At 69.2% G+C, this 21,139-nt stretch carries 21 protein-coding genes, 1 tRNA gene and 1 pseudogene; 7 read left to right on the top strand and 16 right to left on the bottom strand.

Annotated features, from left to right (window positions below; genetic code table 11):
- Positions 1-2 precede the first annotated feature (2 nt).
- Both Leucomu_RS03490 and Leucomu_RS03485 read right to left on the bottom strand, forming a co-directional pair.
- Complete coding sequence (locus Leucomu_RS03490; RefSeq protein ID WP_228407246.1) at positions 3-755, bottom strand: phage antirepressor; 753 nt, start codon at positions 753-755, stop codon at positions 3-5.
- Positions 752-1,060 (bottom strand): hypothetical protein, encoded by a 309-nt coding sequence (locus tag Leucomu_RS03485; protein WP_128386354.1) that lies wholly within the window; start codon positions 1,058-1,060, stop codon positions 752-754. The genes Leucomu_RS03490 and Leucomu_RS03485 overlap by 4 nt, the downstream gene beginning before the upstream one ends.
- Before the next feature lie 77 nt (positions 1,061-1,137).
- On the opposite strand from Leucomu_RS03485, the gene Leucomu_RS03480 reads away from it, so the two are divergent.
- A complete protein-coding gene (locus tag Leucomu_RS03480; protein WP_128386353.1) occupies positions 1,138-1,371 on the top strand; it encodes a hypothetical protein in 234 nt (77 codons plus the stop codon).
- A gap of 134 nt (positions 1,372-1,505) precedes the next feature.
- Here Leucomu_RS03480 and Leucomu_RS03475 read toward each other — a convergent pair whose 3' ends face one another.
- On the bottom strand, positions 1,506-1,790 hold the full coding sequence (locus Leucomu_RS03475) for a helix-turn-helix domain-containing protein (RefSeq protein ID WP_128386352.1): 285 nt from the start codon (positions 1,788-1,790) through the stop codon (positions 1,506-1,508).
- 88 nt (positions 1,791-1,878) lie between these two features.
- On the opposite strand from Leucomu_RS03475, the gene Leucomu_RS03470 reads away from it, so the two are divergent.
- The 3 genes from Leucomu_RS03470 (at position 1,879) to Leucomu_RS03460 (ending at position 4,319) form a co-directional block, all read left to right on the top strand.
- The gene (locus Leucomu_RS03470) at positions 1,879-2,304 is read left to right on the top strand and encodes a hypothetical protein (RefSeq protein ID WP_128386351.1); all 426 of its coding nucleotides are present in this window, start codon (positions 1,879-1,881) and stop codon (positions 2,302-2,304) included.
- Positions 2,305-2,382: 78 nt separating this feature from the next.
- Positions 2,383-2,859 carry a hypothetical protein gene (locus Leucomu_RS03465; RefSeq protein ID WP_128386350.1) on the top strand — a complete coding sequence of 159 codons (477 nt, stop codon included), beginning with the start codon at positions 2,383-2,385 and terminating at the stop codon, positions 2,857-2,859.
- A 128-nt stretch (positions 2,860-2,987) separates the two neighbouring features.
- Positions 2,988-4,319, top strand: a complete 1,332-nt coding sequence (locus Leucomu_RS03460; RefSeq protein ID WP_128386349.1) for a tyrosine-type recombinase/integrase — start codon at positions 2,988-2,990, stop codon at positions 4,317-4,319.
- A 104-nt stretch (positions 4,320-4,423) separates the two neighbouring features.
- Here Leucomu_RS03460 and Leucomu_RS03455 read toward each other — a convergent pair.
- The 3 genes from Leucomu_RS03455 to typA all read right to left on the bottom strand — a co-directional run bounded on the left by Leucomu_RS03455 (position 4,424) and on the right by typA (position 7,329).
- Positions 4,424-4,497, bottom strand: a tRNA-Pro gene (locus tag Leucomu_RS03455).
- 347 nt (positions 4,498-4,844) lie between these two features.
- On the bottom strand, positions 4,845-5,210 hold the full coding sequence (locus Leucomu_RS03450) for a GntR family transcriptional regulator (protein WP_128386348.1): 366 nt from the start codon (positions 5,208-5,210) through the stop codon (positions 4,845-4,847).
- Positions 5,211-5,424: 214 nt separating this feature from the next.
- Positions 5,425-7,329 (bottom strand): translational GTPase TypA, encoded by a 1,905-nt coding sequence (gene typA / locus Leucomu_RS03445; protein WP_017883002.1) that lies wholly within the window; start codon positions 7,327-7,329, stop codon positions 5,425-5,427.
- A gap of 151 nt (positions 7,330-7,480) precedes the next feature.
- On the opposite strand from typA, the gene Leucomu_RS03440 reads away from it, so the two are divergent.
- Positions 7,481-8,668, top strand: a complete 1,188-nt coding sequence (locus tag Leucomu_RS03440) for a multidrug effflux MFS transporter (RefSeq protein WP_228407244.1) — start codon at positions 7,481-7,483, stop codon at positions 8,666-8,668.
- 79 nt (positions 8,669-8,747) lie between these two features.
- Here Leucomu_RS03440 and Leucomu_RS03435 read toward each other — a convergent pair whose 3' ends face one another.
- From Leucomu_RS03435 to Leucomu_RS03420, 4 genes are all read right to left on the bottom strand, one after another.
- Positions 8,748-10,469: a dipeptide ABC transporter ATP-binding protein gene (locus Leucomu_RS03435; protein ID WP_128386346.1), complete on the bottom strand. Its 1,722-nt coding sequence runs from the start codon at positions 10,467-10,469 to the stop codon at positions 8,748-8,750.
- Positions 10,466-11,449 (bottom strand): ABC transporter permease, encoded by a 984-nt coding sequence (locus tag Leucomu_RS03430; protein WP_128386345.1) that lies wholly within the window; start codon positions 11,447-11,449, stop codon positions 10,466-10,468. The genes Leucomu_RS03435 and Leucomu_RS03430 overlap by 4 nt, the downstream gene beginning before the upstream one ends.
- Positions 11,442-12,368 (bottom strand): ABC transporter permease, encoded by a 927-nt coding sequence (locus Leucomu_RS03425; RefSeq protein WP_128386344.1) that lies wholly within the window; start codon positions 12,366-12,368, stop codon positions 11,442-11,444. Before Leucomu_RS03425 ends, Leucomu_RS03430 begins: the two co-directional genes overlap by 8 nt.
- A gap of 179 nt (positions 12,369-12,547) precedes the next feature.
- Positions 12,548-14,158, bottom strand: a complete 1,611-nt coding sequence (locus tag Leucomu_RS03420) for a peptide ABC transporter substrate-binding protein (RefSeq protein WP_128386343.1) — start codon at positions 14,156-14,158, stop codon at positions 12,548-12,550.
- A gap of 314 nt (positions 14,159-14,472) precedes the next feature.
- Between Leucomu_RS03420 and Leucomu_RS03415 the strand changes: the two genes are divergently transcribed.
- Positions 14,473-15,303: a CPBP family intramembrane glutamic endopeptidase gene (locus Leucomu_RS03415; RefSeq protein ID WP_128386342.1), complete on the top strand. Its 831-nt coding sequence runs from the start codon at positions 14,473-14,475 to the stop codon at positions 15,301-15,303.
- Between the two features lie 74 nt (positions 15,304-15,377).
- Here Leucomu_RS03415 and Leucomu_RS03410 read toward each other — a convergent pair whose 3' ends face one another.
- The 4 genes and pseudogenes from Leucomu_RS03410 to Leucomu_RS03395 form a co-directional block, all read right to left on the bottom strand.
- Positions 15,378-16,076, bottom strand: a complete 699-nt coding sequence (locus Leucomu_RS03410) for a hypothetical protein (RefSeq protein WP_128386341.1) — start codon at positions 16,074-16,076, stop codon at positions 15,378-15,380.
- A 91-nt stretch (positions 16,077-16,167) separates the two neighbouring features.
- Entirely contained in the window at positions 16,168-17,091 is a 924-nt protein-coding gene (locus tag Leucomu_RS03405) for a homocysteine S-methyltransferase family protein (RefSeq protein WP_128386340.1), read from the bottom strand.
- A gap of 87 nt (positions 17,092-17,178) precedes the next feature.
- Positions 17,179-17,949 (bottom strand): phosphotransferase, encoded by a 771-nt coding sequence (locus tag Leucomu_RS03400; RefSeq protein WP_128386339.1) that lies wholly within the window; start codon positions 17,947-17,949, stop codon positions 17,179-17,181.
- Positions 17,950-18,108: 159 nt separating this feature from the next.
- Positions 18,109-18,860: pseudogene (locus Leucomu_RS03395) on the bottom strand (GTP pyrophosphokinase).
- Between the two features lie 115 nt (positions 18,861-18,975).
- Here Leucomu_RS03395 and Leucomu_RS03390 point away from each other — a divergent pair.
- A complete protein-coding gene (locus Leucomu_RS03390; RefSeq protein WP_128386338.1) occupies positions 18,976-19,368 on the top strand; it encodes a VOC family protein in 393 nt (130 codons plus the stop codon).
- A gap of 133 nt (positions 19,369-19,501) precedes the next feature.
- Here Leucomu_RS03390 and Leucomu_RS03385 read toward each other — a convergent pair whose 3' ends face one another.
- Both Leucomu_RS03385 and Leucomu_RS03380 read right to left on the bottom strand, forming a co-directional pair.
- Positions 19,502-20,146, bottom strand: a complete 645-nt coding sequence (locus tag Leucomu_RS03385; protein ID WP_128386337.1) for a DinB family protein — start codon at positions 20,144-20,146, stop codon at positions 19,502-19,504.
- Between the two features lie 79 nt (positions 20,147-20,225).
- A complete protein-coding gene (locus Leucomu_RS03380) occupies positions 20,226-21,128 on the bottom strand; it encodes an alpha/beta fold hydrolase (protein ID WP_202950816.1) in 903 nt (300 codons plus the stop codon).
- Positions 21,129-21,139: the final 11 nt, after the last annotated feature.

The raw sequence follows: 21,139 nt of genomic DNA, 5'->3' as shown, positions 1-21,139 counted from the left end.
GGTTAGCCGGTGAGCTCCGGGAGGGGTTCGGCGGCTCGGATCCGGTCGCGGAGCCTGCGAAGGCCCTTCGCGGTCACGCGGATCTGCGGGGTGTCCTGCACGAGCTCGGAGGTGTTCGGGTGGTAGTGGGCCTGGATCTTGTGCGCGAGGTCGCCGCCGTCGACGGCCCACTGGTAGGCCTGCCACCGGCCCGCCGAGCGGTAGATCCACCCGAACTCGTGCAGCGTCTTGAAGAGGCGCTGCTGCCCGGTGTCGATGCCGGCGCGCGCGAGGATCTTCGCGGCGTCCGCCACGGAGTAGTCGCCCTTCGCGGACGCGAGCTCGTCCCAGGCCTCGGCCTTGGGGCGCGCGACGTCGAGCTCGGCGAGCGCCGCGGTAGCGGCCTCGAGCACGAGGCGCATGCCCTGCGGCGTCGTCGGGTCCACCTGCGCGGCGCCATAGCTGCCCGTGCGGCGGATCGCGGGGAGCACTTCCTCGAACACCCACCGCTCGAACTTCACCGCGTCCGGGAGGCGGCTCGACACGATCATCCGCATCACGTCCGACTCCGGGATCACTCGCAGCTGCTGCACGCCGCCCGCGGTGCGAAGGGGGTGGTGATTCGCCACCCCCTTGCAGTGCTGCCGCACCGCGCTCGTCGCATCCGCGTAGCCGAGCACCGCGGCGACATCACGGGCCACGAACCAGGGCTGCCCGTCGATCGACACCACGCGCACGGGCACGCTCCCGTAGTTGAAGAACTCGACGGCGCTCACGATCCCGCTCCTGCCGAGTAGGTCTTGAGCAACCAGGACACCAGGTCGCGGCAGAAGTACCGGACCATATTCGCCTCGGCCGGCGCCGAGAACGGTGGCCCCACGCATTCGCCTTTCGGCCAGGTCTTCCGCCAACGCGCGAGCGTCGGAACCGAGATCTCGGTCGCCTCGCTCAGCGTGCGCGGTGACATCACCGGCGGCAGCTCTGCGACGAGTTCGCGCACCCACTCGGGCAGCTCACTCAGATCGTCCACGCGCACCGGCGTCGGCGCGCGGTGGTCGGCCAGCTCGATGACGGCGCTCATCGTGCCACCGCCTCGGCGGCGAGCGTTGCCAGCGCAGTAGGCTGGTTGAACTTGACCGCGACAGAGAGGTTCCCAACATGGCCGTTCAGCTCCACTACGACGGTTCGGTCTTCGATCTCGACTCGAACCGTGGCGACGCTTTCTGGGTGAAGTACATCGACGACACTGTTCAGGCCGTCAACGATGGCGGAGTGCCGCTCCCCCTTGGCATCAACCTCAACGATGGGCGCGGAGCCAACCTCTGGCTTTTCCCCGGCACCCCAATCGGAATCGTGGCCGCCCCCGAGCTTCTGTTCCCCGCTGACACCTAGGTTATGGATGCGGCGCACCGTTGCGCACGGACCGCAAGCCCCGATCGTGCCGACAGGGTGAATCTCGCAGAACGCTGCAGCTCCGGGCCGTGCGTCCCCTCCACGGGCGCACGGCTTCGTCATTCCAGCGGCGCTCATCGTGCCACCGCCTCGGCGGCGAGCGCAGTGGCCTTCGCATCCCGGCTCAGTTCAGCGCGACGAATCAGAGTAGATACGGTGAGACCGAGCCAAGAAGCGACTGCAGCTAGTTCTTGAGTGTTGAAGTTGGGTGAGCCGTTGAGGCGGCTTCCCGCGGTGTGCTCCGTGACACCGATGACCTTTGCCAGCTCGCGACGCGATCGCTTCTGGCGCGCCATCTCGACTCGGATCTCCTCGGCAATGAGCCGGGCGAGCTCTTCGCCATGTGCTGAGTGATTCATCATGCACCCCATATTGGATGACTTGTCATGCGGTGTCAACATCATCATGCATATTGACAAAAAATCATGCAGGCGCGAGACTGGGCACGTGACCGAGAACACCGATCGATCCCGCCGCTTCGCTGATGCGCTCATCTCCGAGATCAAAGCCGAGATGGGGCGGCGCGACCTGTCGTCCCGAGGACTCGGCCGCCTCATCGACAAGTCCTCCCAGTACATGTCGACCCGTCTCGACGGAGGCAACCCGCGCACGGGCGAGCGCGTCCCACTTGGCGTGGGAGATCTCGCCGCGATCGCTGACGCGCTGGGCCTCTCGCTAACCGACCTCGTTGAACGAGCCGAGCGGGCCGCCAGCGCTCCCCTTGCCGCCCCGGTCTCGCTCGCCGATCGCCGGGCGAATGTCAGTGGCACCAGCGAAGATGAGCCGGACATCCCCGAGAACGTCCTCGAGGAGTGGGCAGGCCGCTACGCCGCTCACCCCGACGACGGCGAGCCCGAGGACCACACCCCCTAGACCCGACAGCACCGCGGGCCAGGAGAGGCACAGGCGCCCCTCCGCGGTTCAGTGCACCCAATTCCCGGAAGGAGCCGCATGCAACCCCTCACCTACGACCCCGCATACGATCCCGTCGAGCACCTCGACCGCATGAAGATCCGCCTCGTCGTGCACTCCATTGGCCTACCTGCGATCTGGGTGCCCGAACGCAACATGGTCGTCCGCGACCGCGGCCTCCGCGCCGACCTCATCCGCCCCGTGCTCGGCCACGAGTGCGTGCACGTCGAGAACGGCGACCCCGGCGGCCACCACCCCCGCCACGAGGTCCGCTCCAACCTCCACTCCGCCCTCCGCCTCATCGACCCCGCCGAGTGGGCCAAGCTCACCGCCTCCCACAGCGACTACGACCGCATCTGCCTCGAACTCGGCATCACCCGATCCCAGTTCCTCGCCTACCACGATCACGAACGACGCAGCGCCGCGTCACGCCGGCGGCTCGAGCGTTACGGCGACGCCATCTACCTCGAGCCCCGCATGGGCGTCGGCCAGTGGGCCGCGCGCATCTCGGCCTGAATACTTAAGACCCCCGGTGCGCAGAGTTTGCCGACCAACGCACCGAGGGCCCGAGCACCGATCCACCAGAAAGGCGAACCGATGACCCCTACGATATCCGAGCGCACCCGAGACCAGGTGATGCGCTGATGGCGAGAGCCTGGATCGTCGACCTGTGGGTGAAGGATGCCACCGTGACGCTGCCGGATGGCAGCACGGTGAAGCTCAGCCCCACTCGTGAGCAGATGCGCTCCATCAAGAGCCTGCCCGAGCATTTCCGTACGGCGAAATGGCTGAAGGGGAAGCGGTGGCGGGTCGCCTGGAACGAGGACACGGACAATGGCCCCGTCCAGCGCGCGAAGCTCTTCGCCGGCAAGCAGGAGGCCGAAGAGTTCGCCGCCGAGATGGAAGACGACATCAGGATGGGGCGCTACATCGACCCCCGTCAGCGCGAGCGCCCCTTCAGCGAGGTCGCGGAGAAGTGGCTCAGTTCGAAGGCCAGCATCAAAGACTCATCTTGGCGGCGATACCGGCGCGAGCTCGACAACTACGTGCTGCCGAAGTGGGGGAAGGCCCGGCTGGGGTCCATCACCCGCGAGCAGATCGACGCCTGGGTGCAGGAGCTGCGCGAGGGCCGGGCCCCCCACGAGTTCTCCACCAACAAGCACGTCGCGAAGAAGAAGCGGAAGCCGGGCAAGATGGCGCCCTCGTACGTGCAGCACGTCGTCGGGCGCACCTTCGGCGGCACGCTCCGCTACGCGGTGCGGGAGGGGTGGATCGGCCGCGATCCCCTCCGGCACGTCGAGCTCCCCCGGATCGAGCCTTCAACCGAGGACCATCTACCGTCGCTCACCTACGAGGAGGTCGAAGACGTCGCCGACGAGGCGATGGCGGTGACCGGGCGTCGCGACGACAAGGCGCTCGCGCTCACGCTCTGCTACTGCGGGTTGCGCATCGGGGAGGCGACAGCGCTGAAGGTGAAAGACGTCGACCTGGCGGGGCTGCAGCTCCGCGTACTGCGGACCTGGACCGTCGACAAGGAAGGCGTGCGGGTGCTCGGCACCCCGAAGACGTGGGAGAAACGATGGGTGCCAGTCCCCCAGTTCCTCGCAGATGAGCTGAAGCTTCTGATGCAGGGTCGCGAGCCCGAGGACTATCTCTTCCGATCTTCGAGGGGCGGCGCAATCAACGACCGCAACTGGTACAACCGCGTGTGGCTGAAGGTTCGAGATGCGCTCGGGATCGCGGGCAAGATGAGCGTGCACGACCTGCGGCACGTTGCTGCGACCCTTGCCATTGCGGCGGGAGCCGATGTGAAGCTCGTGCAGCAGATGCTCGGGCACAAGGACGCCACCGAGACGCTGAACACCTACGCGCATCTGTGGCCGTCGAAGGTATCCGAGGTGACGAAGCTCATGGCGGATCGCCGAAAACGAGCGCTCGAGGAGCGCGGTGACGCTGACGCCGAGCAGGCCGCGTGAAGCGCCATCGTGTCTGCGACGTGTCTATCGGCTCCTGCCGCAGATCCGGGCAACAAAAAAGGCCCCGACTTCCGCATGATTCTGCGGTAGTCGGGGCCTTGCTGTCGGGATGACAGGATTTGAACCTGCGACCCCGTCGTCCCGAACGACGTGCGCTACCAAGCTGCGCCACATCCCGATTGCGTTTTCACGCGAGCTTTACTCTAGCGTGTTTCGGCGTCGGGCGAAAATCGACGCGACCCGTGACGCGCCCGCGCAAGCCGGTACCCCGGCGCGATACCGGGCCGGGCCGATGTCTCACTCACTCATTCGCTATCGCGGCGGGCGCGTCTTCACCGCCGACGACGCGCAGGCCTGGGTCGAGTCGCTGCTGGTGCACGACGGGAGGATCTCCGCACCGGCCTGCGTATGGGGCGCAACGCGAAGCGTACGGGCGGCGGGGCCCCGAGCCGGCTTCGCGGTTCTCGAAGTCGACCCGGTCGCCGACAGGCCCGGGGCTCGGTCATCGGAGCGCGCGAAGCGCGCTCATCCCAGAGCCCGGCGCACCTCGCCCACGATCGCCTCGGATCCGAACCCGAGCGCCCGCATCCCCGCCACGTACGCCGACACCAGTTCGGCCGCCTGCGCCTGCACTGCGTCGTCGGCGGGCGCGACCGGGGCCACGATCGTGCCGTTGCGCCCCCGCGTGATGAGGTATCCCTCGGTCTCGAGCTCACGGTAGGCGCGCGCCACGGTGTTCGGCGCGAGCTCGAGATCCGCCGCGAGCCGCCGCACCGGCGGCAGCTTGGAGCCCTCGGGCAGCCGCCGGGTCATGATCCGGTCGATCAGCTGCCGTCGCAGCTGCTCGAACGACGGGCGCGGATCCGCGGGATCGATGCTCAACTCGCTCACGCCGGCTCCTCCGATTCGGGCGACACGACGGTGATCCGGATCACGAGGTCCACGCTCGTCCCCTTCGTCGCGCCGTCATCCACACGGTAGTGACGCGACCGGGCGACGTCAATCCCGAGCCCGCGCCGCCACACCACCCCCGGACATGCGCGAGGGCCGCCTCCCTCCCCGGATCGGGGAACGGGCGGCGGCCCTCATACGCGAGCCGCGGCGGCTACTTCTGATTCTTGAGGCGCGACGCCGCACGAGCGCGCAGCGAGGCCTCGAGCTCGACCTTGCGGATGCGCACGTTCTCGGGCGTTACCTCGACGCACTCGTCCTCGCGCGCGAACTCGAGGCACTCCTCGAGCGTGAGCCGGCGCGGCGGGGTCATCGACTCGAACGTGTCGGCCGTGGAGGAGCGCATGTTGGTGAGCTTCTTCTCCTTGGTGATGTTCACGTCCATGTCTTCGGAGCGCGAGTTCTCACCGATGACCATGCCCTCGTAGACCTCTTCGGTCGGCTGCACGAAGAAGCTCATGCGCTCCTGCAGGTTGATGATCGAGAACGGCGTCGCCACGCCCGCGCGGTCGGCCACGATCGAGCCGTTGTTGCGGGTGGTGATCACACCGGCCCACTCGTCGTAGCCGTGGGCGATCGCGTTCGCGATGCCGGTGCCACGGGTGATGGTCATGAACTCCGAGCGGAACCCGATGAGGCCGCGCGACGGCACGATGAACTCCATGCGCACCCAGCCGGTGCCGTTGTTCACCATGTTCTCCATGCGGCCCTTGCGCGCCGCGAGCAGCTGCGTGATGGCGCCGAGGTGCTCCTCGGGGGTGTCGATCGTGAGGTGCTCGTAGGGCTCGTGCTTCTTGCCGTCGATCTCGCGCGTGACCACCTGCGGCTTGCCGACGGTGAGCTCGAAGCCCTCGCGGCGCATGTTCTCGACGAGGATCGCGAGCGCGAGCTCGCCGCGTCCCTGCACCTCCCAGGCGTCGGGGCGTCCCGTGTCGACGACGCGCAGCGACACGTTGCCGATGAGCTCGCGGTCGAGGCGGTCCTTGATCATGCGGGCGGTGAGCTTGTGGCCCTTGACCTTGCCGACGAGCGGCGACGTGTTGGCGCCGATGGTCATCGAGATGGCGGGCTCGTCGACCGTGATGGTCGGCAGCGGACGCACGTCCTCGGCGTCGGCGATGGTCTCGCCGATCGTGATGTCCTCGATACCGGCGATCGCGACGATGTCGCCGGGGCCGGCCTTCTCGGCCGGGAAACGGGTGAGCGCCTTGGTGAGCATGAGCTCGGTGATGCGCACGTTCTGCACGGAGCCGTCGTGCTTCACCCAGGCGACGGTCTCGCCCTTCTTGATCCAGCCGTGGTGCACGCGCAGCAGCGCGATGCGGCCGAGGAACGGCGAGGAGTCGAGGTTCGTGACGTGGGCCTGCAGCGGGTGCTCGTCGTCGTACTGCGGGGCGGGCACGCGCTCGAGGATCGTCTCGAAGAGCGGCTCGAGGTCGGGGTTGTCGGGCAGCGAGCCGTCGGCGGGGCGGCTGTGGCTCGCCGCGCCGGCGCGGCCCGAGAGGTAAACGGTCGGCACGTCGAGCACGGCGTCGACGTCGATGTCGGGGTGGTCCTCGGAGAGGTCGGATGCGAGGCCGAGCAGCAGATCCTGCGCCTCGCCCTCGACCTCCTCGATGCGCGCATCGGGGCGGTCGGTCTTGTTCACCGCGAGGATCACGGGCAGGTGGGCCTCGAGCGCCTTGCGCAGCACGAAGCGGGTCTGCGGCAGCGGGCCCTCGGAGGCGTCGACGAGCAGCACGACGCCGTCGACCATCGACAGGGCGCGCTCGACCTCGCCGCCGAAGTCGGCGTGTCCGGGGGTGTCGACCACGTTGATGACGATGGGGCCGTTCTTCGCGTGGGCGCCCTCGTAGGTGATCGCCGTGTTCTTGGCGAGAATGGTGATGCCCTTCTCGCGCTCGAGGTCGTTGGAGTCCATGACCCGGTCGTCGACCTCGGCGTGGGCGTCGAAGGAGTTGGTCTGACGCAGCATGGCGTCGACGAGGGTGGTCTTGCCGTGGTCGACGTGTGCGACGATGGCGACGTTGCGGAGGTCTTCGCGGGTGGCGAGAGCCATAGAGGTGTGGTCCTAACGAGACGAGCTGAGCGTCGGCACGGCAGGAGGCCGGGTGGGGCGCGATTCGCGGGGTCACCGATATAAAGCCGACGTATTATTTTATCTGATCGCAGGCGGTTGCAGAACACCTAGATCGTATATGATCGACAAGATGACCGCTCGCGACCGACTCACCCCCGGGCTGCTCGCGGTGCTGTCGTTCCTGGCCGCGGTCGGCCCCTTCGCCACCGACATGTATCTCGCGTCGTTCACATCGATCGCGGCGAGTCTCGGCGCCGCCCCCTCGTCGGTGCAGCTCACCCTCACCGCGTTCCTGCTCGGCATGGGTCTCGGGCAGCTGCTGCTCGGCCCGCTCTCGGACCAGTGCGGGCGCCGCCCGGTGCTCGTCATCGCTCTCGCGGTCTTCGCCGCCTCGAGCGTCGCGATGGTGTTCTCGCCGAACATCGCCGTCTTCGTGGCGCTGCGCGGCCTGCAGGGCGTCTCGGGTGCGGCCGGCGTGGTCGTCTCGCGCGCCATCGCCGTCGACCTCGCGAAAGGCGCCGACGCGATCCGCGCCATCAGCCTCATCGCGATGTTCGTCGGCCTCGGCCCGCTCCTCGCGCCCCCGATCGGCGGCGCGATCCTCACGGTCGGCGACTGGCGCGCGGTGCTCGCATCGCTCGCCGCCATCGCCACCGCGATGTTCGCGCTCGCGCTGATCCTCGTGCCCGAGTCGCTGCCGCGCGAGAAGCGCGCCGCCTCCGGCGTGCGCACCGCCGTGCACCACTTCGGCATGCTGCTCGGCAACCCGCGCTTCCTGCTGCTCACCTGCGTCTTCGGTCTGGGCTTCGGCAGCATGATGGCCTACATCTCGGCGTCGCCCTTCGTGGGGCAGACCATGCTCGGCATGCCCCCGTTCCTCTACTCGCTCGCCTTCGCTGCGGGTGCGCTCGCGATGATCCTCGCGAACATGACGAACGCTCGTCTCGCCGGCAAGGTGCCGGCCGCGCGCATGCTGCTCATCGGCAGCACGCTCTCGCTCGCAGCGGGAGTCACCCTCACCTCCTCGGCGGCCACCGGGACGATGACGCCGCCCCTCTTCATCGTGTGCGCCTTCGCCCTGACCGGTGGCACGGGGCTCATCATGTCGAACGCGAGTGCGCTCGCCCTCGGCCTCGCCGACGCGGCCCGGGGCGCCGGGTCCGCGCTGCTCGGAGCGAGCCAGTTCGCCGTGGGCGGCCTCGCGTCCCCGCTCGTCGGCGCGTGGGGCGAGCACACCGCGCTGCCGATGGCGGTGTTCGTGCTGGCGGCGTCGATCCTCGGCTTCTTCGGCATGCTCGTCTACCGCCGCGGCGCCTGAGCGGCCCGCCGCGCGCCGGGTACGACGAAGGGGCGGATCGGCCCCGGCCGACCCGCCCCTCGCTCCGCGGAACCCGAACTCAGCTGACGCCGAGCTCGATGTGCGCGCCCGGGATCGCGGCGAGCAGGTTCTTCGTGTACTCCTGCTGCGGGTTCTCGAAGACCTCCTCGGTCGTCGCCTGCTCGACGATGCGCCCCTGCTGCATCACGCACACGCGGTCGGCGATGAGCCGCACCACCGCGAGATCGTGCGTGATGAACAGGTAGGTGAGCCCCAGCTCCTGCTGCAGCTCGGCGAGCAGGTCGAGGATCTGCGCCTGCACCAGCACGTCGAGCGCCGAGACCGCCTCGTCGAGCACGAGCACGTCGGGCTTGAGAGCGAGGCCGCGCGCGACCGCGACGCGCTGCCGCTGTCCGCCCGAGAGCTCGTTCGGGTAGCGCGTTGCGAGCTCGCGCGGCAGCGCCACCTGGTCGAGCAGTTCGAGCATGCGCGCCCGCCGGCTCTCGGCGTCGCCCACGCCGTGGATCTTCAGCGGCTCCATGATCGTGTTGCCGATGTTGTGCAGGGGATCGAGGGAGCCGTACGGATCCTGGAAGACCGGCTGCAGGGTGCGGCGCAGATCGAACAGCCTGCGCCCCGAGATGCCCGCGACGTTCTGGCCGTCGATCCGGATCTCTCCGGAGCTCGGCTTCTCGAGCTGCAGCACCATCTTCGCGATCGTCGACTTGCCCGATCCCGACTCCCCCACGAGCGCCAGGGTCTCGCCGCGGTTCACGGTGAACGAGGCGTCGGACACGGCGTGGAAGTCTTCGAAGCCGAAACTGCCCTTGCGGATCTTGTAGACCTTGCCGAGCCCCTGCACCTCGATCATCGGCTCGCCGTGCTTGACGGTCGGCTTCTCCTCTTCGGCGAGCGCCGCGAGGTCGAACGACTCGGTGGGCGCCGGCGGCAGGTCGGCGTCGGAGCCGATGCGTCGCGACGCGAGGCTCGGGGCCGCCGACACGAGGCGCTTCGTGTACGGGTGCTGAGGCCGCTGCAGGATCTCGCGGCTCGGGCCCGACTCGACGATATTGCCCTTGTACATGACGATCAGCTTCTCGGCGCGCTCGGCGGCGAGACCCAGGTCGTGCGTGATGAACACCACGGCCGTGCCGAGCTGCTCGGTCATCGAGGCGAGATGGTCGAGCACCACGCGCTGCACGGTCACGTCGAGCGCCGAGGTCGGCTCGTCGGCGATCAGCAGCTGCGGGTTGGCCGAGAGGCCGATGCCGATGAGCGCGCGCTGCTTCATACCGCCCGAGAACTGGTGGGGGTACTGCTTCATGCGCTGCTCGGCGTTCTGCAGGCCGGCCTGCTCGAGCACCTCGATGGCGCGCTGCTTGACCTCTTTGCGCCCCTTGGCGAGCCCGTTGGCGCGGATCGCCTCCTCGACCTGGAACCCGACCGACCAGACGGGGTTGAGGTTCGACATCGGATCCTGGGGCACGAGACCGATCTCGCGGCCGCGGATGGTCTCCATCTCGCGTCGGCCGATGCCCACGAGCTCGCGCCCGTTCCACGTCACGGAGCCGCCCGTGGTGCGGCCGGTGCCCGGGAGCAGGTTGATGACGGCGTGCATCGTGGTCGATTTGCCCGACCCCGACTCGCCGACGATCGCGACGGTCTCGCCCGGGTAGACGTCGAAGGAGATGCCGTGCAGCACCTCGTTCGGCTGCTTCTTCGTGCCGAATGCGACCTGCAGGTCGCGCACGCTCAGCAGCGGCTGCCGGGGCTGCGCGCTCTGGTGGCTGGCTGCGCTCATCGACGGGCCCTCGCCTTCGGGTCAAGCGCGTCGCGCACGACCTCGCCGAGCAGGATGAACCCCAGCACGGTGACCGTGAGCGCGAGCGACGGGTAGATGAGGGGCATCGGATCGGTGCGCAGCGAGAGCTGCGCAGCGCTGATGTCGTTGCCCCAGCTGATGAACTGCCCGGGAGGCAGGCCGACGCCGAGGAACGACAGCGTCGCCTCGGCCACGATGGCCGACGACAGCGAGAGCGTGGTGACCACGATCGCGGGAGCGAGCGCGTTCGGCAGCACGTGGCGCACGAGCGTCGCGAAGCGCGAGAGGCCGAGCGACTCGGCCGCCATCACGAAGTCGGCGTTCTTCACGCGCAGGATCTCGCTGCGCACGATGCGCGCCGTGATGGGCCACGAGAACCCGCCGATCGCGAAGGCGATCACGAGCGGGTTGCGGTAGTCGGCCATCACGCTCATCACCACGACGGCGGCGAGGATGTAGGGGATCGAGAAGAAGATGTCGCCGACGCGCGAGAGCACGGTGTCGACCATTCCGCCGAAGAACCCGGCGAGCGCTCCCATCACGGTGCCGACCACGAAGGTGATCGCGATCACGATGAGGCCCACCGACACCGAGGTCGATGCTCCGTAGATGATGCGCGCGTAGACGTCGTAGCCCTGCTTGGTGAAGCCGAGCGGGTGACCGGCGGCGGGCGCGCCGTTCGAGTTGGCGAGCGAGCTCGCACGCGGATCCACCGGGGTGAACATGCCGGGGAAGAGCGAGACGAGCGCGACCACCAGGATGATCACGACCGAGATCCAGAACATGGGTCGGCGGCGCATGTCGCGCCAGGCGTCGAGCCACAGGTTCGACTTCTTCTCCTTGATGCGCACGGCGTCGACGGGCACTACGGGGGTCTCGTCGACGGGAGCCACGAAGTGCTCGATCGGCGGGCGCGCGGCGCGCGCGGGCTGGGGCGACTGGTTCTGCGGCTCAGGCATAGCGGATCCTCGGATCGAGCGCGGCGTAGAGCAGGTCGACGACCAGGTTCACGCCGAGGTAGATGAGCACCATCACGGTGACGAACGAGACCACGGTCGCGTTCTCGCCCTTCAGGATGGCGTTGAAGAGCACGTTGCCGACGCCGGGCACGTTGAAGATGCCCTCGGTGACGGTCGCGCCGACCATCAGCGTGCCGAAGTCGGTGGCCGTGTTGGTGATCGTCGGGATGAGCGAGTTGCGCAGCACGTGCACGGGAACCACGCGGTTGCGGCTGAGGCCCTTCGCGTACGCGGTGCGCACGAAGTCCTGGTTGAGGGTGTCGATCACCGACGACCGGGTGAGGCGCATGCTGGTGGCGTACAGGCTGACGCCGAGCACGATCGCCGGCAGCAGCAGATCCTGCACCGGCGCGCCGGCGCCCACGGTGGGGCTGAACCAGCCGAGCTTCAGGCCGAGGCCGAACTGCGCGATGAAGGCGATCACGAAGATCGGAATGCTCATGAAGAGCAGGCCGATGATCAGGTTGATGTTGTCGAACATCTTGCCCTTGCGCAGGCCCGAGAAGAGGCCGATGACCACGGCGAGCACGAGCTCGATGACGATCGCCATCGCGGCGAGCTTGATGGTGACCGGGAACGTGCGGGCGAGGATCTGCGAGACCGGCTCCCCCGAGAAGCTGATGCCGAAGTCGCCGATGAAGATGCCCTTGAGGTAGAGCAGGTACTGCACGAAGAACGGCTGGTCGAGGTTGTACTGCTCGCGCACGCGCTCGAGCACGGCCTCGCTCGGCTGTTTGTCGCCGAACATCGCCGCGACCGGGTCGCCCGGCATCGCGAAGACCATGAAGTAGATCAGGAAGGTGGTTCCCAGCAGTACCGGGATCACCTGCAGCAGTCGGAAGAGGATGTATCTCAGCATGAACTGGCTCCTCCCCGCTCAGAGTGGGTTGACATGTTGCGTATTCTCTCGCAATTGTGTTGAAACGCGAAGCCGGGCACGACGGCGTGCCCGCTTCGAAGAGCTGTGGGCGCCCCGGCGGTCGGCGCCGAGACGAGACGAGGGCCCCGGGCCTGCAGCCCGGGGCCCTCGCCGAGAGGTTAGTTCTTGGTGATCTCGTTGAAGATCGGCACCGAGTTCCAGCCGAAGACGACGTTGTCGACGCCCTCGCTGTAACCGCCGGTGGTGCCCTGGTACCACAGCGGGATCGAGGGCATGTCCTCGAGCAGGATCTCCTGCGCCTCGTTCAGCTTCTCGTTGCGCTCCTCGTGGCTCGCGGCGTTGATCGCCTCATCGAGCTTCGCGTCGAACGCGGGGTTCGCGTAGAAGCCGTGGTTCGAGCTGGCGCCGGTGTAGTAGAGGGGCTGCATGTAGTTGTACGCACCCGGGTAGTCGCCCTGCCAGCCGGCACGGAACGGACCGCCCACCACGTCGGCCTCGCGGTCGTCGAGGAATGCCGCGAAGGTCGGGTAGAGCTTCGGCGCGGCCGAGATGCCCAGGTTGGTCGCCCACTGGTTGGCCACAGCTTCGATCCACACCTGGTGCGGGCCGTCCGAGTTGGTCGCGACCTCGACGGTGCCCTCGAAGGGGCTGATGGCGTCGGCCTCGGCCCACAGCTTCTTGGCCTCGTCGAGGTTGAACTCGAGCTTCTCCTTGCCGGCGAGGTCGTCGGCGAAGCCGTCGACCACGGGCGAGGTGAAGTCGACCGCGGGCAGGTTGGTGCCCTCGAAGATCACGTCGATGATCTCTTCGCGATCGACGGCCATCGAGAGCGCGGCGCGGCGCAGCTTGCCCTCTTCGTCCATGCCGAAGTGCGGCAGGCTGGTCGAGATGGCGAGGGTGGTGGTCAGCGCGCCGGCCTGGTTGATGGCGCGGTCGCCCAGCTCGTCCTCGAACACCGCGAACGAGGTGTCGGGGATCTGGTCGAGCACGTCGAGGTTGCCGGCGAGCAGGTCGGTGTAGGCGGCGTCGAGCGAGGCGTAGACCTTGAAATCGATGCCCTCGTTGCTCACCTCGCGGGGGCCCACGTAGGTGTCGTTCTTGACGAGGCTGATCGACTCGTCGTGCTTCCAGGCGCCCTCGCCGTCGAGCTTGTAGAGGCCGTTGCCGATCGGGTTCTGGCCGAACGCCTCCATGTCCTCGAAGGCGACGTCGGGCAGCGGGTAGTAGGCCGAGTAGCCCAGGCGGTCCGGGAAGTCGGGGGTCGCCTCGATGGTGAAGGTGTGGTCGTCGATCACCTTGAGACCCTCGAGCGCCTCGACCGGCTCGGTCTCGCTGAAGCCCTTGATCGCGCTGAAGAAGTACTGGTTGCCCATGGCGTTGTCGATGTTCGCGGCGTAGTTCCACGCGTCGACGAAGTTGTGGGCGAGCACGGGGGTGCCGTCCGAGAAGACGGCGTCGTCGCGCAGGTTCACGGTCCAGGTGATGTTGTCGTCGGACTCGATCGACTCGGCGACGCCCATCTGCGTCACGCCGTCGGCGTCGTAGTAGACGAGGCCCTCCCAGAGCGCGTCGACGACTTTGCCGCCGCCGACCTCGGTCGTGTCGGCGGGGATCAGGCCCTTCTGGGGCTCGGTGTTGTTGACGGTGATGATGCCTGCGCCGGCATCGCCGCCGCCGTTCGATCCGCCGCCGGACGCGCAGCCGGACAGCGCGAGCGCGCCCGCTGCCGCCAGTGCGACGAACCCGAAGCCAATCTTTGATCGCTTCACGAGGTTTCCTCCTTGAAAAGTTCCATCCCGGTCGGTGCACGCCGACGTGCGTTCCACCCCGGGAGTGAATTCGAAATAACCACCCCAGCCTAACGAGCGGCGGATGGGAGGCCGCGCAAAACGGGGTCCGTAACGGCATCGTGATGGAGGTCTGTAGGAGTCCGAGAAAGTTCGCGCTCGGGCCCCGGGCTGCACTGTGCGAAGTCTCCATCTTCCCGGAATGGACGGCGTTCGAACCCCGTCCAGCGTGCCTGTGGAATCGCCGCGGCGGGCCCGCAGGTGCGTCGCGCCGCGCGACCTCATACGCTGGTGCGGTGACGGATCATTCTTCGCCCGCGCGGCTGCGCTGGGAACTCGGCATCGTGCTCGCGCTCTCGTTCGGCGCATCCGGCGTCTACGCGGTGGTGACGATCATCGAGCGGCTGACGCGTGAGGCGGCGCTGTCGCCTCAGACCGCGACGATCAACCGGCCGCTCGCCGAGAGCCCGGTCTTCGACCTGGTCTACCAGCTGCTCGCCTTCGTGTTTGGGCTCGCGCCCGTCGCGCTCGTGATCTTCCTGCTGTGGCGCGATCGCCGGCCGCACCTCGCGGGGCTCGGCCTCGGCAGACCGGCGCCGGGGCTCACCGAGCGTCGCCCCTCGCCGCTGTCGAAGCGCTCGAACGGATCCCGGGGCGGGTGGTGGCTGCGCGAGACCGGCCAAGGCTTCGCGCTGGCCGCGCTCATCGGCGTGCCGGGCCTCGGGTTCTACCTGTTCGCGAAGGGGATCGGGATCAACACGACCGTCGTGCCCACCGCGCTCGACGCGTTCTGGTGGACCGTTCCCGTGCTCGTGCTGCAGGCGCTCAGGGCGGCGCTCAGCGAGGAGCTGATCGTCGTGGCCTATTTCTTCGACCGGATGCGCCGGCTCGGGGTCGGCCCCGTGGCGACGGTCGTCTCGAGCGCGCTGCTGCGCGGCAGCTACCACCTCTACCAGGGCTTCGGCGGCTTCATCGGCAACGTCGTGATGGGCCTCGTCTTCGGCTGGGCGTACCAGCGGTGGGGTCGATCCCTCCCCCTCGTCGTCGCGCACTGGCTGCTCGACATCGTGAGCTTCGCGGGCTATCCCCTGGCCGTCGCGCTCTGGCCCGCTCTGTTCGCCGCCTGACGATCGCACGCCGGGACCGTCGCGGCGCCGGGCCGTTGACGGGCTTCGGGCGGGGACGAGCGCGGGTGACTGGCTCAGCGGATGGTCTTCACCCAGGCGTCGACGAGCCCCCAGACCTCGTCGTAGAGTTCGGGAGCCTCAGCGCACCGCTCCGCGGGCTTGAGCACTTCATAGCCGGCGCCGGTCTTGGTGGCACCCCAGCCCTGGCGCATCGCAGCGCACGACTCGGGGAAGGAGTTCAGCAGGTCCGAGGTGAGCACGAGGTTGGTGCCGTCGGGAATGTTGAAGCTGATGGATCCGAAGCGCTGCGAGATCTGCGAGGTCGCATCCCATGGTCCGATCGCCATGTCGTAGGTGGCTCCGACATCGACGGCGGGCGGGCCCTCGGGCTGCTCGGCATCCGAGTCGTCGTCATCATCATCCGCGGGCGTGGTCGGCGAGGTGGTCGTGGGAGCCTGCGTGGTCGGCTGGGCCGTCGGCTGCGGCGCCTGCTCGGAACCCCGCGCGAGGTTCAGGATCACGATCGACGCGATGATGGCCAGCACCGCGACGATGCCGACGACGATCCAGGGCTTCGCCTGCGCCGAGCGATCGCGGGGGTGGGCGTCGACACCGGCCGGAGGCGTGCGCTTGCCGGCGGGCAGCTGCGAGGTGCGCACCCGCTCGGCCTGCTCGTACGCCAGGCGATCGCGCGCGGGCACGGGCGCCGGTGCGGGCTCGGGGGCGTCGCCGCTCGACGGCCCGAACAGCTCCTTGAATGGGTCTCTACTCACGAGACCAGCCTAACCACAACAAGCGGTCGTCCCGTAACCGGCGAGGCCGATTCAAAGCCCGGGCGCAGCGGGGCGGCCCCGCAGTGGGGCGCTAGGCCAGCCGGGATGCGAGGGCCGCGATGTGCGGGGTGTCGGTGCCGCAGCAGCCGCCGAAGATGCTCGCGTTGGGGGCGAGCTCTCGCAGGCCGGCCTCGAGCTCGGCGAACGACTCGGGTCCGTCGCCGGGGCCCTCGTCGCCGTCGTGAGCGGCATTGAGGCGAAACCCGATCAGGCGGGAGAGCTCGGGGCTCGCGCCGCACACCTCGAGACCCTCGGCTACGGCCGTGGGGTGCGCGCAGTTCACGAGGAAGCCGATCGCACCGGCCTCGGTCTGCGCGTCGACGGCGGCGATGGCCTCGGCGAGAGTGCTGCCGTCGGCCAGCAACCCGTCCTCGCCGACCACGAACGACACCGCCACGGGGATGCGCGCACTCTGCGCCGCGCGCACCACTCCGATGCCTTCGGCGGCGTCGAGTGTCGTCACGGCCGTCACTCGGTCGGCGCCGGCCTCGGCCAGGGCGTTCACCTGCGGGGCGTGATAGGCCTCGGCCTCGGCGGCCGTCATGCGACGGCCCTCGATGTAGTGATCGTCGAACCGCGGGCCGACGCAGCCGTTCACGACGGCCTCGATCGAGTCGCCGCACTCGTCTTCGACGAGCTCTCGCAGCAGCGCCACGGCGTCGGCGTTCACGGCGTCGAGCGCCTGCTGATCGTAGCCGAGGCGCTCGCCCCAGTCGGTGTTGGATCGCCAAGTGGGGGTGTCGAGCACGATGGGGCGACCGTGCTCGACCGCCAGGCGCAGGAACGGGCGATAGTACTCGCGCAGCGCCTCCCGCCCCTCGACCGAGTCGAGCAGTGTGAACGCCGCGAACTCAGGCAGTCGCTGCCCCAGCCGCTCGGTCAGCGCCGTCTCGATGCCGCCGTCGGCCAGACCCAGCCTGGTCGCGGATGCTCCCGTCGTACCCGTACTCGTCATGCTCGTACTCCTCACGAGGCCGCTGCGAACGGCCCTCCCCGGTAGTCCCCGCTCCCAGTGTTGCACATGCCCGCGGCGGGGCCGCACTCATCCGTCGCGTCTCTCCAACTCGCGGCGGATCGCCTCCCTGCGGGCATCGAACCCCCGCACCCGCGCGAGGTGCCGATCCATCACACCCGACTCCCGCAGCGCGATCGTGCCGGGGTCGCCTCGTTCGATGCCCGCCCGCCAGCGCTGAGCGATGAGATCCATGCGCGCGTCGACCGCGTCGAGCAGTCGCTCCGCCCCGATCCTGCCGTACGCGTCGGCGGCGAGCGCGATCCTGCGCGCCGCATCGGCGACCGGGATCTCGCGCAGCAGGGGCACCCCCGACCAGCAGAGGAAGGCGAGGTCGTCGATGGGGCGGCCGGGTCCGGCCCGGTCCCAGTCGATCATGCCGGCGAAGTCGCCGTCGGCCACCACCCAGTTGTAGAGGCCGGGGTCGTTGTGGCAGATCAGCTCGTCGTCGCGCAGATCCTGCTCGCCCTGACGCCACTCCACGGCGCCCGGGCGGAAGTCGCGCACCGCGTCGTGGAAGCGCCGCAGCCAGGCGGCCGCCTCGGCGAGCGCCCGGTCGCTCGCCTGCTGCGTCTCGGGGTCCAGCGTCGCGCCCGGCAGGTAGTCGAGCACCTCGAGCCCGTCGGGGTCGATGCCGTGCACGCGGGGGATGCCGTCGAGCCCGCGCTCGTGCAGGTGCGCGAGCAGCGCGTGCACCGCGGGGGTCCAGGGGCCCGTGGGGCGGTGCACCCGGATCTCGCCGTTCGGGGCGCGCCTGCGCCATACTCCGCCGGAACCGCCTGGCAGGTGCTCGCTCTCCACGTCTCGACCCTACCGCGGCGCCGGCACGCGCGCCGCGCTCGGCTCGCGCGGCTCGCGTTCGGAGCCCGTCGGCAGGTCGGACCGCGCACGACGGCCGAGCCGCGCCGCGATGCGCCGGCGCGACAGCGTGCAGTCGACCGGGTGCCCGCGGGTCGACCGTTACGCCCGGTGCACCCGGTCGGCGAGGCGGCTCAGGTCGATCGGGGCCGTGTGCAGCGGCGGCTCGCCGTGCACCTGCACGTGCAGCCGCTCCATACGGGTGTCGAGCTCGGCTGCGGTGTCGGCCGCGTGCTTGAGCTCCGCGAGCAGGGCGTCGGGCACCTGCCGCGCGTACTTGTAGTAGATCTTGTGCTCGAGGCTCGCCCAGAAGTCCATGGCGATGGTGCGGAACTGCACCTCGACCGGCACGTCCACCCGGCCGCTCGACAGGTAGACCGGCACCGAGATGATCGTGTGCAGGCTCTTGTAGCCGTTCGGCTTCGGCTGCTCGATGAAATCCTCGACTTCGAGCACCGTGATGTCGTCCTGCTGCGTGAGCAGGTCGAAGAGCCGGTAGACGTCGCGGATGAAGGCGCAGGTGACGCGCACGCCCGCGATGTCGTGGATCTCGCGGCGGATCTCGTCGAAGTCGGTGCCCAGGCCGCGGCGCTGCAGCTTGTCGACGAGGCTGTCGACAGACTTCACCGGCTCGAGACGTGCTCGATCGGGTTGTACTCGTGCATGTGCAGGAACTCCTCGCGCAGGATCGCGAGCTTCGTCTCGATCTCCTGCATGGCGAAGCGGTACTCGAGCAGGAAGCGCTGCATCTGATCGCCGAGGGTGCGCAGGGCACTGGCGGAGATGGTGATCTCGTCGTTCGCACCGTCGCCTTCCGCACCCGTGTCGAAACTGTCCCCCGCGGCTGTGCTCATGGTGCCAGGCTAGCGGGCCGACGTCAGAGCGCCCTGAGACTCTCGCTCGGGGGGACGGGCGCGCAGCGTGGCAAGGCCCTTCCGCGCGCCCGTGATCCCACCTACACTGCCGGGCATGAGCACCTCCATCCGCACCACCCGCCACGTGTACGCCCTCGACTGCCCCGACGCCGCAGCCCTCGCGCAGTTCTACGCGCGCCTGCTCGGCTGGCGCACGAGCTCCTCGGAAGACGACCCGGGATGGGTCGACGTGATTCCGCGGGAGGGCGAGAGCACCGGCTTCGCGATCGCCTGCCAGCGGGTGCCCGATCACCGGGCGCCCGACTGGCCGGACGGCCCGATCCCGCAGCAGGCCCACCTCGACCTCTACGTCGACTCGATCGCCGAGGCCGACCCCGTAGCGGAGGCGGCGGGCGCCACCCGCCACCCCGTGCAGCCGAGCGAGGACGGCACCTTCGCGGTGTTCCTCGATCCAGCCGGCCACCCGTTCTGCCTCTGCGAGAACTGAGCGGCGACCGCCCGCTCCGGCGCAGCGGGGCGCCGCGCGGCGGCGCGCGGCACCGTCACTCTCCGCGGTTCACCCTGAGCAGCACGCCGGAGGTCTCGCCGCCCGGCACGGCTGCGAAACCGAGATCCATGTATCATCCCTCCGGCTCGGCCTGCTCGTCCCGGGCATCCCGCTCGTCGGGTTCTGCCCGCTCGTCCCGCGCGATCCTCTGGTGCAGGAAGAGGTCGCGCAGCAGGCAGATCTCCGAGAGGTGGTGGATGAGCTCACGATTGATGTGCAGCACGAGACCCGCCATCGACCACTCCGCGTAGGGGCCCTCGGCGTCTCCGCAGGGGCGCCCGAGCCCCTCCTCGCCGAGCGACTCCACGCCGGCCTGCCAGCGGGCGAGCTCTTCCTCGAGCTGCCGCAGCGCACCCTCGGCCGTGTCGGCGTACTCGTAGGTGAAGTAGTCGACGGGCTCGCGGCCGAAGTGGGACGCGTTGCGCATCGCGAGGATCCCGACGATCGCGTGCCCCAGCCGCCAGGCGATCGTGGTGAAGGGTGCGGGATCCGGCTCGGGCATGGCGAACTCGATCACCATGGATCCGGATCCTCCCTGCACCGGCGCGCGGCTCTCCTCGCGCGGGCGCACGCTCCAGCAGTCGGGCACGGGCTCCCAGAAGTACTCGTCGTCGGCGAGCCCCGAGAGGCGCGCTCTGACCTGGTGTGCCCAGTGCCAGTCGATCTGCTCGCGCAGCAGCCCGTTCCAGGTCTCCTGCCGTACGGTCTGCGGGTTCATGGCGCCTCCTCGATCCGGTCCCTCCATGATGACCCCGTCCGCGCGTGCCCGCACCCCCCCTTGCAGAGCCGCGCAGGCCTCAGTCGCGGTCGGGATCGCTCAGCAGGAACGTGCGCAGGGCCGTGATGACCTCGTCGGGCTTCTCGGAGTGCACCCAGTGCCCGGCGCCGCGCACGGTCATGCGCACCGTGCGCGGGAACAGCGCCCGCATCACCGGTGCGTCCTCGTCCGAGATGTAGTCGGAGCGCTCGCCCCCGATCCACAGCACCGGGCCCGTGAACCGGTGCCCCACGAGGTCGGGGAACCCCATCACCGCGGACAGCTGCTCGCGCAGCAGCCGCAGGTTCGGCTCCCACTCGAAGCCGTGGTCGCCGCGGCGCAGGTTCTGCAGCAGGAAGCCGCGCACCCCGTACTCGGGGATCGCCGCCCGCAGGGCCGCATCGGCGTCCGTGCGGCGCTCGACCGCGGCGAGGTCGACCGCGGCGAGCGCGTCGAGCAGGTGGCGGAACTCCCCGCGCGACGATCCCGAGGCGATGGGTGCGATGTCGATCACCACGAGCCGGCGCACCAGCTCGGGGTGGCGCAGCGCGAGCACCATCGCCACCTTGCCGCCCATCGAGTGCCCCACCACGTCGACGCGGGCGTCGTCCGCCGCTGGGCCGCCGGATCCCGCGCCGCGGCCGTTCCCGAGCGGGGCCCTCTCAGCTGCATCCGCGCCGCCCTCCGCCGCGAACGCCCGCAGATGCTCCGCGACGAGGTCGGCGATCTCGACGTAGTCGAAGGTGTCGGTCCACGCCGACCGGCCGTGGTTCGGCAGGTCGACCAGCAGGCTGCGCGCCTCCGGTTCGAGGCCGGCGGCGATCCGCATCAGGTTCTTGCCGCGACCGAAGAGGCCGTGCAGGAACACCACGCGGCGGCGCGGCTCGGTCGCGGCATCGCCGACGACGACGGAGTGCACGCGGGGTCGAGTCTCGGCAGTCACCCCTCCACGCT

This window comes from Leucobacter muris (assembly GCF_004028235.1).
GTDB lineage: Bacteria > Actinomycetota > Actinomycetes > Actinomycetales > Microbacteriaceae > Leucobacter > Leucobacter muris.
Note: the sequence above shows the minus strand (reverse complement) of the source record. Positions and strands in the feature narration are given on the sequence as shown.

What these genes read in the sequence shown, in the direction of transcription:
- Leucomu_RS03460 (WP_128386349.1), top strand. Translation starts at nt 2,988, where the DNA reads ATGGCGAGAGCCTGGATCGTCGACCTGTGGGTGAAGGATGCCACCGTG.
- Leucomu_RS03480 (WP_128386353.1), top strand. Translation starts at nt 1,138, where the DNA reads ATGGCCGTTCAGCTCCACTACGACGGTTCGGTCTTCGATCTCGACTCG.
- Leucomu_RS03425 (WP_128386344.1), bottom strand. Translation starts at nt 12,368, where the DNA reads ATGCTGAGATACATCCTCTTCCGACTGCTGCAGGTGATCCCGGTACTG.
- Leucomu_RS03430 (WP_128386345.1), bottom strand. Translation starts at nt 11,449, where the DNA reads ATGCCTGAGCCGCAGAACCAGTCGCCCCAGCCCGCGCGCGCCGCGCGC.
- Leucomu_RS03390 (WP_128386338.1), top strand. Translation starts at nt 18,976, where the DNA reads ATGAGCACCTCCATCCGCACCACCCGCCACGTGTACGCCCTCGACTGC.
- typA (WP_017883002.1), bottom strand. Translation starts at nt 7,329, where the DNA reads ATGGCTCTCGCCACCCGCGAAGACCTCCGCAACGTCGCCATCGTCGCA.
- Leucomu_RS03405 (WP_128386340.1), bottom strand. Translation starts at nt 17,091, where the DNA reads ATGACGAGTACGGGTACGACGGGAGCATCCGCGACCAGGCTGGGTCTG.
- Leucomu_RS03435 (WP_128386346.1), bottom strand. Translation starts at nt 10,469, where the DNA reads ATGAGCGCAGCCAGCCACCAGAGCGCGCAGCCCCGGCAGCCGCTGCTG.
- Leucomu_RS03485 (WP_128386354.1), bottom strand. Translation starts at nt 1,060, where the DNA reads ATGAGCGCCGTCATCGAGCTGGCCGACCACCGCGCGCCGACGCCGGTG.
- Leucomu_RS03465 (WP_128386350.1), top strand. Translation starts at nt 2,383, where the DNA reads ATGCAACCCCTCACCTACGACCCCGCATACGATCCCGTCGAGCACCTC.
- Leucomu_RS03385 (WP_128386337.1), bottom strand. Translation starts at nt 20,146, where the DNA reads ATGAACCCGCAGACCGTACGGCAGGAGACCTGGAACGGGCTGCTGCGC.
- Leucomu_RS03475 (WP_128386352.1), bottom strand. Translation starts at nt 1,790, where the DNA reads ATGAATCACTCAGCACATGGCGAAGAGCTCGCCCGGCTCATTGCCGAG.
- Leucomu_RS03440 (WP_228407244.1), top strand. Translation starts at nt 7,481, where the DNA reads ATGACCGCTCGCGACCGACTCACCCCCGGGCTGCTCGCGGTGCTGTCG.